Annotated in this window: 11 protein-coding genes; all 11 read right to left on the bottom strand. The window is 26.3% G+C overall.

The window, feature by feature from the left end; all coding sequences use genetic code 4:
* Nucleotides 1-11: 11 nt before the first annotated feature.
* The gene (locus EXC51_RS02125) at nt 12-2,111 is read right to left on the bottom strand and encodes an alpha-amylase family glycosyl hydrolase (protein WP_129620303.1); all 2,100 of its coding nucleotides are present in this window, start codon (nt 2,109-2,111) and stop codon (nt 12-14) included.
* A gap of 195 nt (nt 2,112-2,306) precedes the next feature.
* Complete coding sequence (locus EXC51_RS02120) at nt 2,307-3,002, bottom strand: winged helix-turn-helix domain-containing protein (RefSeq protein WP_129620302.1); 696 nt, start codon at nt 3,000-3,002, stop codon at nt 2,307-2,309.
* A 37-nt stretch (nt 3,003-3,039) separates the two neighbouring features.
* A complete protein-coding gene (locus tag EXC51_RS02115) occupies nt 3,040-3,918 on the bottom strand; it encodes an ROK family protein (protein WP_129620301.1) in 879 nt (292 codons plus the stop codon).
* Nucleotide 3,919: 1 nt separating this feature from the next.
* Nucleotides 3,920-5,662 (bottom strand): alpha-amylase family glycosyl hydrolase, encoded by a 1,743-nt coding sequence (locus tag EXC51_RS02110; RefSeq protein WP_129620300.1) that lies wholly within the window; start codon nt 5,660-5,662, stop codon nt 3,920-3,922.
* A gap of 115 nt (nt 5,663-5,777) precedes the next feature.
* Complete coding sequence (locus EXC51_RS02105; RefSeq protein WP_129620299.1) at nt 5,778-6,473, bottom strand: hypothetical protein; 696 nt, start codon at nt 6,471-6,473, stop codon at nt 5,778-5,780.
* Nucleotides 6,463-7,671: an ABC transporter ATP-binding protein gene (locus EXC51_RS02100; RefSeq protein WP_129620298.1), complete on the bottom strand. Its 1,209-nt coding sequence runs from the start codon at nt 7,669-7,671 to the stop codon at nt 6,463-6,465. The genes EXC51_RS02105 and EXC51_RS02100 overlap by 11 nt, the downstream gene beginning before the upstream one ends.
* A gap of 3 nt (nt 7,672-7,674) precedes the next feature.
* The gene (locus EXC51_RS02095; RefSeq protein WP_129620297.1) at nt 7,675-8,631 is read right to left on the bottom strand and encodes a sugar ABC transporter permease; all 957 of its coding nucleotides are present in this window, start codon (nt 8,629-8,631) and stop codon (nt 7,675-7,677) included.
* Entirely contained in the window at nt 8,631-11,663 is a 3,033-nt protein-coding gene (locus EXC51_RS02090) for an ABC transporter permease subunit (protein WP_129620296.1), read from the bottom strand. The genes EXC51_RS02095 and EXC51_RS02090 overlap by 1 nt, the downstream gene beginning before the upstream one ends.
* Complete coding sequence (locus EXC51_RS02085) at nt 11,663-12,178, bottom strand: hypothetical protein (RefSeq protein WP_129620295.1); 516 nt, start codon at nt 12,176-12,178, stop codon at nt 11,663-11,665. Before EXC51_RS02085 ends, EXC51_RS02090 begins: the two co-directional genes overlap by 1 nt.
* A 5-nt stretch (nt 12,179-12,183) precedes the next feature.
* Complete coding sequence (locus tag EXC51_RS02080; RefSeq protein WP_129620294.1) at nt 12,184-14,646, bottom strand: hypothetical protein; 2,463 nt, start codon at nt 14,644-14,646, stop codon at nt 12,184-12,186.
* A 35-nt stretch (nt 14,647-14,681) separates the two neighbouring features.
* Nucleotides 14,682-15,107: a hypothetical protein gene (locus tag EXC51_RS02075; protein ID WP_129620293.1), complete on the bottom strand. Its 426-nt coding sequence runs from the start codon at nt 15,105-15,107 to the stop codon at nt 14,682-14,684.
* Nucleotides 15,108-15,115 lie beyond the last annotated feature (8 nt).

The raw sequence follows: 15,115 nt of genomic DNA, 5'->3' as shown, positions 1-15,115 counted from the left end.
TTTCTCCTAAATTAGTTGTTTTTAAATAATATTTTAGAACTATGTGCTTCCAAAATTTCCAAATTGTTTTGTGTGTCTATTTTAGAATTTAATATTAGTTCATAATCATCGTGTTTAAATGCAAAATCATTTTCACCGAAATTATGCATAATTAAATATTTTCCATTAGTTCCATTAGATTTAAATTCATAAATCAAAATCCCTTTTTCAAAATCTGAAATAATGAATTTAATGTTTTGTTTAATATCTAAAACATTTTCTTTATTGAAAAAGTTTGCCTTTTCGATTTTTAAATAATTTAATGTTTTAATAAAACTATTTAAAATGTCTGCAATGTTATATTTTTTATCTATTGTTTTTAATTTATTAACATGATGTCATTTTATGCAATTTACAAAATCTGTTGTTTTGTAGCTATTGGTTGCATAACTATTATCATCAGGATTATCATCAAGTTCATCTGGATAATTACTTTTATTTGATCTTTCTGCGTCCATCCCCGAATTATCGTTGGGTTTAGATTGCAATAATTCAGTTCCTGCTAAATTTAAAACATTTCCTTGAACTGAATAAGTTAATATTAATGCTTGTAAATATCTATTGACTCTCTCTAAAAAACTTAAATTATTAGAAGAGCTATTTATTTTATCTCATAAAGTAGCACCATCATGACAAGCGTTGTAACTAAGTGATACTTTTGGGTAATCAGTAAATAAATCATATGGATCGTTGCTAAAAATTGTGTTATTAAATTCATAATTTTTAATTCCACCTACAACTTGTGAAACATATGATTTAAACTTATCTAGATCATTTTTAATAACAAGACCTTTATCATTTGAATGATCGCTTCCTTTGATTGCGTTTCTTATAGAATCATTAAAATATCCAAATTGATATTCATTATCACTTTCCCCCTTTATTCAGGATGTTTCTGCTGTTAAATCGGTAAAATTTCAAGCCTCTCCGTGTAAAATCCCATTATGAGCCTTATAAGAATTTTTAGTAAAAATTTCTTTTGCTTGAATTAAAGTTGTTTCATCTAAAAAGCTTGATAAATCAAATCTGAAACCATCAACTTGGAATTCATTAACTCAATATTCAAGACAGTCTATAATAAACTTTCTTACCAAAATTCTATTAGATGCAAGTGGTGGTAAATTAACTGGTTTAGTTTCTGCTTCATTTCTATAATAATAATTTGTAATTGGATCTAAATTATTAAAAATTTCATTAATCATAGTATGGTTAAAAACTACATCTAAAATAACAGCTATTCCTTTTTCATGAGCTTTTTGAACAAATTCTCTGAATTCTCTGATTCTTGCATATGGATCATTAGGGTTTGTAGAATAAACACCATTTATGGAAAAATAATTATGTGGATCGTATCCTCAGTTATAATTAGTTGTTCACCCTTTCCCTTGTCCTTTTTCTAGAATTTTCTTATCATTATCATTTACTGTATAGGTTGCTTGAATTGGAAGCAATTGAATTACATTAAACTTTAAATCATCTAAATAGTTAAAAATATTTGATTTTATTGCACCTTTAAAAGTTCCAATTTCTTTTTCTTCTAATGAATCATTTTTTATATTTGAAGTAAAGTCTCTAATGTGTAATTCATATACAGAAGAACTTGGGTATCCTTTAGGTATAAAATTGTCTGCTTTATAATTTTTTTCTATTAATTCATAGCCACTTTCAGGGCTTTTTAAATTTACAAAAACACCTTTACCAACTTTTTCTTCTTTACCATCTCAATTGAACGGAACCATCGATTTTGCATATGGATCTAGTGCTAATTTTTGAACAGAATCACCATTTTTTTCTAAAAAAGTAACTCTAAATTGATATGGATGCCCTTCATATTTATTTGAAATTATTGCTTCAGAAACAAATTCATTGATTTGACTCATAGCAATTTCTTTGACAATTTTTTCTGTATCTTTTTTATCATAAATAATGAGTTCAAATAAGTAAGAATGTAAATTTAATGCTCTTACTCTTATGCAATTACTTTCAAAATATGCACCAAGATTTGTAATATTGTTTATATTTAATTTCAATTTTTCTTCTAATTTTTGGATTTGTTCTTTTTGATTATTCATATTAATTAAATTTTAAAACTATTATTTTTTTATCAGTAAAATAGAGCTATTTTCTTAATATATCAAGATGTAAAAATTAATATAATTACATGAATTTTTACAAAAATGTCTTAATTTATAATGCAATTTTTAAACTATTTCCAAAACTTTTATTCCTAAAAAACGGGCAAATAAAAATAAGACTTTTAAAAAGTCTTATTTAACTATTTTTTTTAAAGAAAATTCCTGATGATTAAATTTAAAATGATCGGGGTGGATTCAAAATTTTCCAGATAAACTAATTGAGTCATCATCATATCCGAAAAAATAAACAACAACAATTTTTTTAAACCCAAAGTAAGGATCATCTTCATATTTTAAATCATAAATAATATTACTTATTGCATTACGATCGATTAGCAAATCAATTAGCGAGTTTTCTAGATCGATAACTTCATTTTCTTTTAAATTTTTTGTTGAAATGTAATATTTAGAAACACCAATTAAATTGTTATTTTTAAAATATTTTTTATCAAATTCTCTAAAATCTTCCACAAAAATAATTCTTTTGTCAAAGATTCATTCAGGAAGTTTTTTTCCTTCAACAACTTCCTTCCCTTTACATTTATCTGAACCTATCAAATAACTTAGAGGTTTAACTAAATTATGGAAATTTTCAGCAACAAAATAACCTCTTTTTGAAATTGAATAAACAGCTCCCAAGGTTTGTAATTTTGAATATGCAGCAATAACAACACTTCTAGAGCATCCGAAACGATACATGAGTTGATGTTCTGATGGCATTATTTTATTAACAGGTACTTTCCCGCTTTGAATTAAATCAATTAAATACCCAGCAACTATATCCGTTTTATTAACTTTTGTTTTATTTTCTTCTTTAATATCACTCATAATTATGTATTATAATAAATTTTATACGTTTTACGAGCTACAAATAATTTTCTAATAATAAATCAAGACCAATTAAAGCTAAATCATCACCGCTATCATCAATAATTAATTTTAAATTGTCATATTGTGTTTTTCACACATATTCTTTCAATTTAACAAAAGCTTTTTGAATTATAAAAGGTGCATTTTGAGCAACAGTTCCACCAATTACAATTAAATTTGGATTAATTAATGCACAACTACAAGCCATTGTTTTTGCTAATGTTTCAATTGCGTTTTCAATTATTTTCACAGCATAGTTTATACCTAAATGATAATCATCAAGTACTTCTTTCGCTTTTTTTTGCAGTCCTTGTGATTTTGCTTGCAGTTCAAAACCTGTACCAGATACATATAATTCAGCAGCATAAGGAGAAAGATGATAATAATTATCCAACTTATTTCCTGTAGGCATTTTAGCTATTTCTTGAGCTTGAAAATTAAAACCATTAATTATTTTATCTTCAATAACTAAACCAGCACCAAATCCTGTGCTTATAGTAAAAAATTGAGTGTACCCATTTACTGCATCGTTATATTTTTTATGAGCTGCATAAGCCATTGCATTTGCATCGTTTTGAAAAATTATTTTATTAATTTTTGCCTTCGAAAGAAGGTAATTTTTAACGTCTAAATTGGTTCAACTTGGTAAATTTGGTGTTTCATAAACAACACCATCTTTATAATTAGCAGGCCCAGGGATACAAAGTGCTAAATTTTCTATGTTATGAAAATTTATTAATTCAATAAGTTTATCTAATGTTTCTTTGTAATTGTTTTTATTGGTTAAAAATTTTTCTTTAAAGATAATTTTGTTATCTTCAAAAATAGCAAAACGAGTATTTGTTCCACCTATATCAATTGTTGCTTTTTTCATTTTACTTCCTTTTTAATTCAAAAATAGCCATACTATTTTTATTCATCTCAATTCCTCAAGTTCTGTTTATACATTTGTAACTATAAATTAACTTGAAATTATATTTTCTAGAAATTTTTCTAACAATATGATTTTCTGAAAAATCATTTTTATAAACAAACATCAAAATTGTATTTTTATGTTTTCTAATAATTACGCTTGAATAGTCTTCACAATCTACATATTCTTTTGGATCATCAATTGTTGTAGGATCAGTAAGAGATAAAAATGGATATTTTATTCTTAATTCATTCAAAAATTTAATTAATTCATAAATAGAATCATTTTTAGAAATATTTTCCTCAACGCAAGGTAAAGTTAGAGCGCTTGTAGCAAGAACTTTTGATTTCAATGAATCTATTTTTGTTTCTTGTATTTGACAAATTTCATTTTTATTATCTCAAATCATTGGCTCTCTTAATGCCGGATCGCCATATGCTCTTGTTCCAAAATAACCCAGTTCATCTCCGTAATACAAAATAGGTCTTGCTGGCATTGCTAAGAGAACAAAAATTGCTATTTTTAATGCATCAATTTCATTAGCGCTTGGTTTTTTCTTTAATAACTTATTCTCTTTAATTTTTAAAAATTTTTGTCGGTAATTATCAAGTCATCTCATAACATCGTGATTTGATAAAAAAGGCATTCAATCGCTACTATTTTGACTATATTTATTAACTAAGTTTAATAAATTTTCATAGTTTATTCTTACATCTATTTTTTCTTTTCAATGCATTCCATCATAACTTGTATCAAGAGCTTTTTCATCATTAAATTTTGAATATTCTAATGCTTTTGTTCCATCTTCAAGTCATTCTCCAAACATAAAAATATTTGGATTTATTTTTTCACTTTCTTTTCTTAAAAGTGCAAAAATTTTACTTTCATTAAAATTATTTTTTGTCTCTATCTCACTTGAAAAATACTCAGCATATGCATCATATCTAAAGCCATCTACACCAAGTGAAACTCAGAATTTTTGAATTGCAATAAGTTGATCAATAACGTCAGGATTATCTAAATTTAAATCAGGCATACCTGCTCAAAAGCGACCAAGAAATTTTTTGTTAGTTCCAAAAATATTTTGATTTAAATTTGGATATCTTTTACGATGTGTATTTGTGTCTATTTTTATGTCTTCATCGTAAAGATTTTCTGTAAAGCGATAAAAATTTTCGTATTTTTTATCACCTAACAATGCTTTTTGAAATCAAGGATGTTCATATGAAGTGTGATTAAAAACCATATCTAAATAAACTTTGATTCCGTTTTTATGCGCTTCATCTAAAAAGTCTAAGAAAGCATTCATTCCACCTAATTGCTCGGCAACATCACAAAAATCAATAACAGAATAACCGTGATAACTAGTTGAAGGATGGATCGGACTTAATCAAAGTTGATCAACTTTTAAATTAACAAAATAAGGAATTTTGTTTTTTAAACCGATAAAATCACCAATTCCATCATTGTTTCCGTCTGCAAAATTATAGACTAAAACCTGATAAACAACATTACTACCTATTGTTTTAACATTATTTTGAATGGTTCTATCTTTAATATCGATATTTTTATAATCTAAATTTCATTTTTTATCGAAATATTTCGGATTATCTCAATTTGCGAAAAAATTTCGCTTTTGTTTTTTAACTATTTTCTTATATTGTCATTCTCATAAAAATTGTTTTACTAAATTAAGGAATTTCATAATTTGAAATTTTATAACTTATAAATAAGTCATAATTAAAATTCTTGATATGATAAATAAAAATTTTATATATTAAAAATAACAACAAGAAACTTCTTGCTGTTATTAAAATTGTTTAATTTAAAATTTCATTAATTTGTTCTTTTAATTGCTGAGTTTCTATTTCTTTTTTATTTAATGTTATATCTTTTGTTAAGAATCCATATCTACGTTTTGCCATAATTGAAAATGTAAGGCAACAGAAAGAGAGCAACAAAGTAATTCAAGCAAGCATATAACTCATTGTTTGCATAGTTACGGTTATTCTCATTTTATTATTACCTACTACAATTTGTTCTATCCTTGATGTTTCGCTTGGTTGAAGAGAAATTAAGAAGAAAGTTAAAATAAAAGTTAATGAAGAAATTAAAATAATATATTTAAATAAATAATCTCCATTGTCTTTATTTTTCAATAAATAAACAATCATTATTGCAGTAATAATAACATTTAAACTAAATAATGTTATAAGTGAAAAATTCAAGCCTGAAAAAATTTTAAGAAGTTGAAAACTTCGTGAGTTATTTTCCTTAAATAAAAGAAACTTTTCTGGATTTGATTCATAAGATTTTTTCTCAGCTTCACTAAAAAATGAACCAGACAAAAAAGCGAATTCTTCATCAATTCTTTGTTTAAATTTAATATATAAAATAGATAATAAGATAAGAGATATTAAAGAAAAAATACTTACTAATAACAACAATATTTTTCTTTTTAAATATGAATTATTTAAAAAGAAATCACGAGTTTTATTTAAATGTTTAGTTAACACGATTTTCACTTTCTTTGTCAAAGATATGAATTCTCGAATTTACAAACTCAATATAAACTTCTTGATATAAATTAAAGAAAACATCATTTGGCGCATTAATTATAAATTCAGTATCTGAATCAATAGTTACGGCAATAAGTTGATCTTTACCAATAAGTTCAATATTGTTAATTTTTCCTTTAATACTATTTTCAGAGAATTGGTTAGAAATTTTAATGTCTTCACTTCTAAAACCAATCTCTAATTTTTGATTTTCATTTAATTTATCAGCAACTTCTTTATCAACATTAAAAGCAAATAAATTTTTGTATTTAATAAGTCCATCTTCATAAATTGCATCAAAAGTATTCATTGTTGGAGAACCGATGAATTTGGCAACAAATAGGTTAGCAGGTTTGAAATATAAGTCTCTTCCTGATCCACTTTGTTGAATTTTTCCATCATTAAACACAACTATTTGATCCCCCATAGTCATTGCTTCAAGTTGATCGTGTGTAACATAAATACTTGTTGTATTAAGCATTCTATGAATATTAACTATTTCTCTACGCATACTTTCACGTAGTTTTGCATCAAGATTTGAAAGTGGCTCATCCATTAAGAACACAAGAGGTTTACGAGCAATAGCTCTACCAATTGCTACCCTTTGACGTTGTCCACCACTAAGATCTTTTGGTTTACGATAAAGATAATCTTCAATTTTTAAAATTTTAGCAACATCTTTAACTCTTCGATCAATAATATCTTTTCTTTCTTTTGCCATTTTTAATCCAAATGAAATGTTGTTATATACATTCATATGTGGATAAAGAGCATAAGATTGGAAAACCATTGCTATATTTCTTTCACTAGGAGCTAAATTGTTGTATCTTTTGTTGTTAAAAAGAAGATCTCCTTTGGTAATTGAATTAAGACCTGCAATCATTCTAAGAAGTGTTGTTTTTCCACAACCAGATGGACCTAAAAAGATACAAAATGTACCTGGTTTGATTTCTAAATTAATATTTTCAAGTGTGTATTTTTCATTACCTTCATATTTTTTAGAAATATTTACTAAATTAATATGAGCACCATTACTTTCTTTATAAACTTGTCCTACTTCACTAACTAATTTGTCTAAATCTATTGTTTCAAAACCACTAGAAATATCAAGGTCTAAATTAGAATCAACATTTTTATTTTGTTTTTTAAATCACATTTTTTATCCTTTCACGGCTCCATCACTAAGACCACCAACAATATATTTTTGAAGATACATAAATAAGCAAAACGCTGGGAGTGATGCAAGAAGAGAACCTGCTGCATAAGCACCTGCATTAATATGTTTTGGTTCAGCATTAAGAAATGTATCTAAACCAATAGGTAGTGTTTTATCTGAGTTTTCAATAAGAACAAATTTAGGCAAGATAACATCTGTAAATGGTGTTAAAAATGATCAAAGAGCCACCATTATAAGAGCAGGTCTAATAACTGGGAGTAAAATTCTGAAAAACAATCCTCAGTTATTACATCCATCGATTTTTCCTGAATCATCAAGTTCTTTACTTACTGTATCAAGGTAACTTTTAAGCATAAATGTATTAGCTGAAATTGCACCACCAGAATAAATAATAACTAACATAGAAACAGGAGAGATGCCAACTGAATCTCCTAATTTTACAAGCATAAACAAAGTAATTAATGATGAAGTTGCGGGAATCATTTGTAAGAACATAATGATTGTAAGAGAGTGCTTAGAACCAGCAAATTTAAATCTAGAATATGCATAAGCATTAAGTGCAACTACAGATGTAGAAATAAGCATTGTAAGAACCGAGATATATAAAGTATTTCCATATCATCTTAAAAATAAACTACGTTCAGAATTAAAAAGATAACGGAAATTATCAAAACCAAATTTAAAAGGTGTAATTGCAATATACCTTGGATTATTGGTATTGAAGGCAGCAATAACAAGTGAAATAATAGGGAATAAAATAATTAAAGCTCAAAAAATTAAAATTAAATAATTGAAAAATAATCAAATTATTTCCATTGTTGTAGGAGGTTTATAGTCTGATTCATTAAAATTAATTCTTTTAGGCGCTAATTTTCGTTCATTAATTCTAATTTTGTTTGTGTTGCTTTTATAAAAAGAATTTCTAAATAAATTAAACATTAATCCCTCCTTGACATTGATTTAATAAATCCACGAGCAGCAAGAGCAATGCTAAATAATGATGCAAGTGTTACAAGCGCTGCTGCAAAAGCTTGGTTTCCATCAAGTTGGATTGCACCAGTTGTGAATTTATATACTCATGAAATAATAATATCAGTAGCACCTTCTTTAAAGAAAGTTGAATTTTCGTAAAGTGGTCCACCACCTGTGAAAAGAGAAATTGTGGTGAAGTTGTTAAATGCACCAACAAATTGACCTATCAACATTGGGGCAATAGAAGCTAAAAGAGATGGAAGAGTTAAATATCAGAATAATTGTCTATTTTTTCCACCATCAACTGAACCTGCTTCGTAAATATCTTTAGAAATTGATTGTAAATTACCAGTTACTAACATAAATATTCAAGCATAACCAATTCATGTTTGAACTAAAATAACCAAAATTCTTGCTGTAGTGATTTTATTTAGTCAGTCAACTGATTTACTAATAATTCCTAATTTTAGAAGAATTAAGTTAATATAACTTGTATCACCAGCTTGGAAAGAGTTTCTTAAAAATGTAAGAGTAACGAAAGCTGGTATAGCTCATGGTAAAATGAAGATTAATCTAAATATTTTTTTACCTTTGATTCGACTATTATTATTTAAAATAGCAATTATAATTCCTAGTCCAATTGGAATAAGAGTTGAAAACAATGTTCAAATTAATGTTCATGTAATTACGTGAGAAATAGATGTAATTAAATCAAGTTTACGATAAGTTCATCAACTTCCTCATTGTTTAAGTCCAACTCATTCCACAATTTTTGTAGGAGCTTCATGATTAAATCCGTAATTTGTAAATGAAATAAGAACAGAAGTGATAACGGGAGTTGCGACGATAAAAATCATTAAAATTCACCCAACAAGAGAAATCATTCAAGGAAAACCACTAGTATTTAATCAATATTTAGTATGACTTCATAAACTTGGTCTTGAACCTTGTTGCATATATTTAGCAACTCTATAAGCACTAATTGCACTGACTAGTAAGTAAATAAAACTCATTACAAATAAAATAACTGAAATAACACCACCAAAAAGATAATAACGAGCATCGGCAAAATTATAGTTATTTTTTGTTAAATGGTGCACACTAGCACCAAGGTCGCTAAGACCAGGAATTCCACCCATTTTGTCTCAATAAGCACCAAATGTAAATGGAATTATTAGTGAATAAATTAAAGTAGAAACAATAAGTAAAATAGCACCTTTTAAATATTGCTTAAAGAAGATAATTTCAGGAAGCCCAGGTAAAATAAATCCTAAAATAAAGGCTCAAAACTTAATTGTTTTAATACATTCTGTTGGGATAGATTTTTGAGCTTCGTTAATTTTACTTTCTTTTATTTTTCGATTAACCTTATTTTCAGCAAGTTTTCTTCAAAAACTTGTTTTTAAAATTTCTTTATTTTTAGAAACATTTGATTCAAGTTTTAAAGAATAAAGAGCTTCTTTATATAAAATTTTATATTCTGTTTTTTTGTTTTTAACAGCTTGCTCAGAAATTTCTTTATTTTTCTTTTTGGTTATTAATTCTTTTAATTGATTTTTATATTCTTTTTTAAGAATCTGTTTTTTATTTTTATAATTTTGTTTTTCAGTTTCAAATGCATTAGTAATTTTGAGTTTTTCAAGCTCATATATAGCTTCAATTTTTTCGTTTAAAAATTTTAATCTAGTTGAATCACTATCAATTACATATTCATTTAAAGCGACAGAAACTTCTTTTTTGAATTTTCCTTCATAAGTATATTTAGAAAGTATTGCAGACTGTTTTTGTAGAAATTTAGCTTTAAAAAGATTTTTATACTCTTTTTTAACAGCATATAAGTTGGTTTTGCTGAAATAATATTTATAAGCAATATTAATTAAAATTAAATCTTCACTTGAAGCGGATTTTTGAACCAGGTTAAGATTCTTATTTTCCAAAAATAAAGAAGCATAATTTTCACCTTCGAATTTATTATTTAAAAATTCTGCAAAATTATTTTGTATATGTTCAATTGCTTTAGCACTTATATTTTTCAAATTGTTTTTATAAGCAATTTTAAGAGTTTTTATATTGGCTTTTCCATTGCTTTTAAGTTGTTTTAGATGAGAAATATTTTTATTTTCAACATTTAAAATTTCTTGTTTATGCTTCGCAATTTTTTCTTTTGCTGCATCTCTATATTCATAGACTTTTTTTCTGCTTGAAGCGAATTTTTCATTATACTCAAATTCAAGTTCTAAAATTTTCTGTCTTGCTGAAAGTTTTATGTTGTATTTTTCGTTTTCGTAAAGTTGTTTTTGCAATTTGTAACTTTTTAAATATTTTTCTTTTAAAAGTGATTGATTTTCTAAGAAATAAGATCTTTTTTGTTCCAATTGTAAATAAATATCTTTGAAAAATTGATCCGGATTATTTAATTTATTTATAAAGTTAACTTCAGCATCAACTAAATATTGTTTGATTTTATCGATTTTGAATTCTCGATCTTCATTTTTTTGAATATAAATTAAAATAATTGAAAAAATAGCATATTTTTTAAATAACTCATGTTCATCAAGAGCAGTTTTATTAATTAAGTTTTTTATTTTATCTTTTTTGATTTCGAGTTCATCAGTTGTTTTAGTAAGTGAATATTCAAAATCTTTAGCATATTTAAGTAACTGATTTTTACTTTTTCTAAGCTTAGATAATTCTTTCTTAAGCATTTTGGTCATGCTCTTAGCAAAGTTTAAATTGCTTATTGAGTCTTTTAAAACTTTAATTTTGTTTTGATATGCAATTTTATGACTATTTAATTCACGCTTTAAATTATCGTTAATTTTTGCTTTGGCTCTTAAAAACAAGTCTTTATCAATTTTTTCACGATTTTTAACATTATCTATAAGCCTATCAAAAAGATTATTAACTTGATGTTTATATGCTTTGAGAGTTTCTCCATTTTCAGGAACAATCAAATCAAATTCTTCGCCATATCAATTGTATAACTTCAGTTTATCCATTATGTTCCCTTTCCTTTATGTATTTTATATCATTGATAATTATGAATTTTACGATCAACATGTAATTTAAAAGTTAAATAACTTAAAGTAATAATTAATAAAATGTTAACAACAGTAATTAATGAACCAACTCAAAGTTCAATAACATGCATTTGCGAAATACCTCTGATAAAAGGCATTGTTGATAAAATAATAAAAATTATTATTCAAGTTATAAAAAAACCATATCCTAATTTTATTTTGTGTCTTGCTAAAATAATGTACACAACAAAAAAGATTAGAATAAGTGAGTTTCCTATATATGTAAGCAATTTAATAGTAGCAATTTCGCTTCCTAACTTTGAATAAAATTCTTCTTCTGATAAATCTGTTTTAGAAGGGACGTATTCTGGTTTTTTATAACCAATTGTAAAAGGAATTAAAACCCATATTAAAAGCAACAATACAAATAAAAATATTAAGAATAATAAAGTATAAAACTCTGGTTTTTTTATTTTAGTTTTAAATTTAGGCATTTAAATTAATTAATGACAACATTTGTTGATGAATTAGATTCATTAATTGCATTTGCTGATTGAGAGAATAAATCACTTAATTTTGAAGCAACTGCATCTGTGAATTTATCAATTGAATTAATTTCTTTATCCCCGTTAAGGTTTGCAAGTGATTCTAATCATACTTTGTTTCCAAATGTTTGATCGTTTCAGTTTCCTCAAACAACACCATATTGTGGATTTGACCCATCAATACGACCACTTTGAGATTCTAAAATTCCGATACCGTTGTCTTGAAGAGATTTTGTTGATGTAAGAACATTTAAAACAACATTAACTGATAATGATTTATCATATTTAGCGATTTTTTCAATAACTTGTGAAACTTTAATATTTGAAGGTGTTTGGTCCTTTTTAAGAGCCATATTATTTTCAATAAGAGATTTTGATCATTGTCTAATTAAAGCAGTATTTACATATGAATTGAAATATAACTCAGCTGCTTTTTTCACTTTTTCTTCATCTACGTTTGAATTAGTTGATGCTTGTTTAGCAAATTCAAGTGCTTTATTTTGAACTTCTTGAATTAAATTATTAAGTGTACCATCTAAGTTTGCTTGTGCGATTTTGTCATATAAAGCATCTTTTTCATCAGAATTATCACCATTGGCTCCAAAAATTGCTTTTTCTACTTTTCTTACGTGAAGTGTCATTGTGTCTTCATTACTATTTTGTACAAGTTCTGGGTGTGATTTCATATATTCTAATTTAACAATTTCTTTACCAAGTTGTCATGTTTGACCATCACCAGTAAGCCTATCAACGTCACTAAGACCTAAAATAGCAGCTTCTGCGTTTCTTAAAGCGACTTGATCTTTAATTTTTGCTGATATTTCATTAACATTATCTTGAGTAATGATTCCTGATGCTGTAATTGTTTCAGTAATTGAAGATGCTTTTTTAAGATTGCTTTCAGCAAGAGGATCATTGTGATCATTTTCTGTTGATCAATCAGAAAGAGAAATATTTGAATATTGCTGTGCTGTTTTAAGTTCTTTTTCAAAAGCAACTCTATATTCATCAATATTTGTGTATCCAAGTTCTGTCATTAATGATTGTATTTCATTATCTAATTCAGCATTGTCTCTTAAAATAGATTTTTTAAGTTCTGCTTGAATGTTTCTAACAAATGGAACTTTTGAATCTTTTTTGAAGTATTTTTTATACGCATCTACAGTGAAAATAGCTTTAATAAGTTCTTTAAAAGCTTGTCTTCTATCTTTTGATGCATTAGCATTTCTAATGTTAATAAGGTATGATCATGAACCTGCTGCTTGTAAATATGAACTTTCTTCAGTTACATTTATAACATTGAAAAATGATTGAGCATTACCACTTTGTTGAGCGTTTTGAATATCTCAAGTACCAACAATAGCGTAATTAATTTTGTTATTTTTCATAAGTTCAAATATTTTATTTTGAACTGAACCCATATCATTACTTAATACCGCTTTAAGATCACCTTGAGAAATTCCTTTTTTAGCTCAAACTGATTCAGCAAATTGTGCTTCATTTAATTTGTAAGCAGCCTCTCATAATGGGTAATAAATTTTAGATACAATTCCAAGTGCTTCTTTAAAATATTTATTATATTTATCTGCAGGAATTTGTGCTCCTTCAGCTGTCGAAGCTTGAATAAATCCTGATGAAGCTTTAGCAAGTTCATCTGAGTTATAAAGAATTTTCTTCATTAAATCAACTGGAGTGTTTGTTGAATCATCTGTAAGTTCGCTAGCGTATTTTTCTTGAATTTGTTTAAAAGCACCAGCTAAAACACCATTTCCATATCAGAAGTCTTGGATTCTAAAAATAGCTTTTCCTTCTTTTACAAGTTCAGCAAGAGTATTGGTATTTGGATTTTTAAGTTCAGCTCTTGTTTCTGATTCTGTTTTATTAGAAGCAAGAACAATTCCCTCTGTATTATGTCTAATAGCATAAAGTTTGGTAATTGGAGTAATCATATTCTTAACTTTTTTAATTCCATCAATTTGACCGAATGATCTCATTTGTTTTACTTCTTGAGGAGTTGCTCCAAGTTGTTTAGCAACTTCAGTAAAAAGCTCTGAATCAAATTCGTCTAATGGAACAACAGAACCTTTTTGTACAAGAGTTGTAACTCTATCTTGTGGAGCGCAGAAAATGTCAGAAACAACTTTAGTATCTGTTGCACCTGCAACATCAAAATCTAAAGCACCAAAAACGTCTTTTTCGATAAATCTGATTTTAAATCCTTTTGCTGCTGATTGAGATTTATCAAAAATAGCTTTAACTTCATTATAAAAATCCTTTTGCACCCCGTCAACCGCAATAACTATTTCTTTATTAGTTTCACTTGCTTTATTCCCACAAGAAACAGCAAAACCAAATAAAGGCATTCCGATTGCTGCTGCACTTGCTGCAAGTTTCATAAATTTAGTTTTTTTACTCATATTTATATCCCTTCATTACTTTATTACTTTACAATTTAATAAAAAGCAATTTCATTTTTGGAATAAGATACCATTAAGAAAAATAATGCAATAGGAGAAAGTCCTAGTAAAGAAAAAACAACGCCTAAAATTCCACTTCATTTATAAAATTCAGTTTTGCTTAAAATATAGAAAATATGAATTGAACACAAAATTATAGTTATATATCCAAAAGAAGCTAAGCTTATTAGAATTCTTCAACCATATAAATTAAAATTTTCAGCTAAACTTTCATTTTCAGATGATTTAAAAGCAAAAATTTCTCAAATTACTAAAATTGTAAAGATAAGTAAGATGATATTTGCAAAAATCATATATAAATATTCAACTATTTTAGGTAAAGACTTTCTTTCTCTTGGTCTTTTTCCTAATCAAAAGTATCTAAATCGCGTTTTTCAGTTTAGTTTTTCTCTTTTTATCATAATAGTAA

The organism is Mycoplasmopsis gallinacea (assembly GCF_900660495.1).
GTDB lineage: Bacteria > Bacillota_I > Bacilli_A > Mycoplasmatales > Metamycoplasmataceae > Mycoplasmopsis > Mycoplasmopsis gallinacea.
The sequence above is the reverse complement of the archived record's forward strand: the minus strand, read 5'-3'. Positions and strand labels throughout refer to the sequence as shown.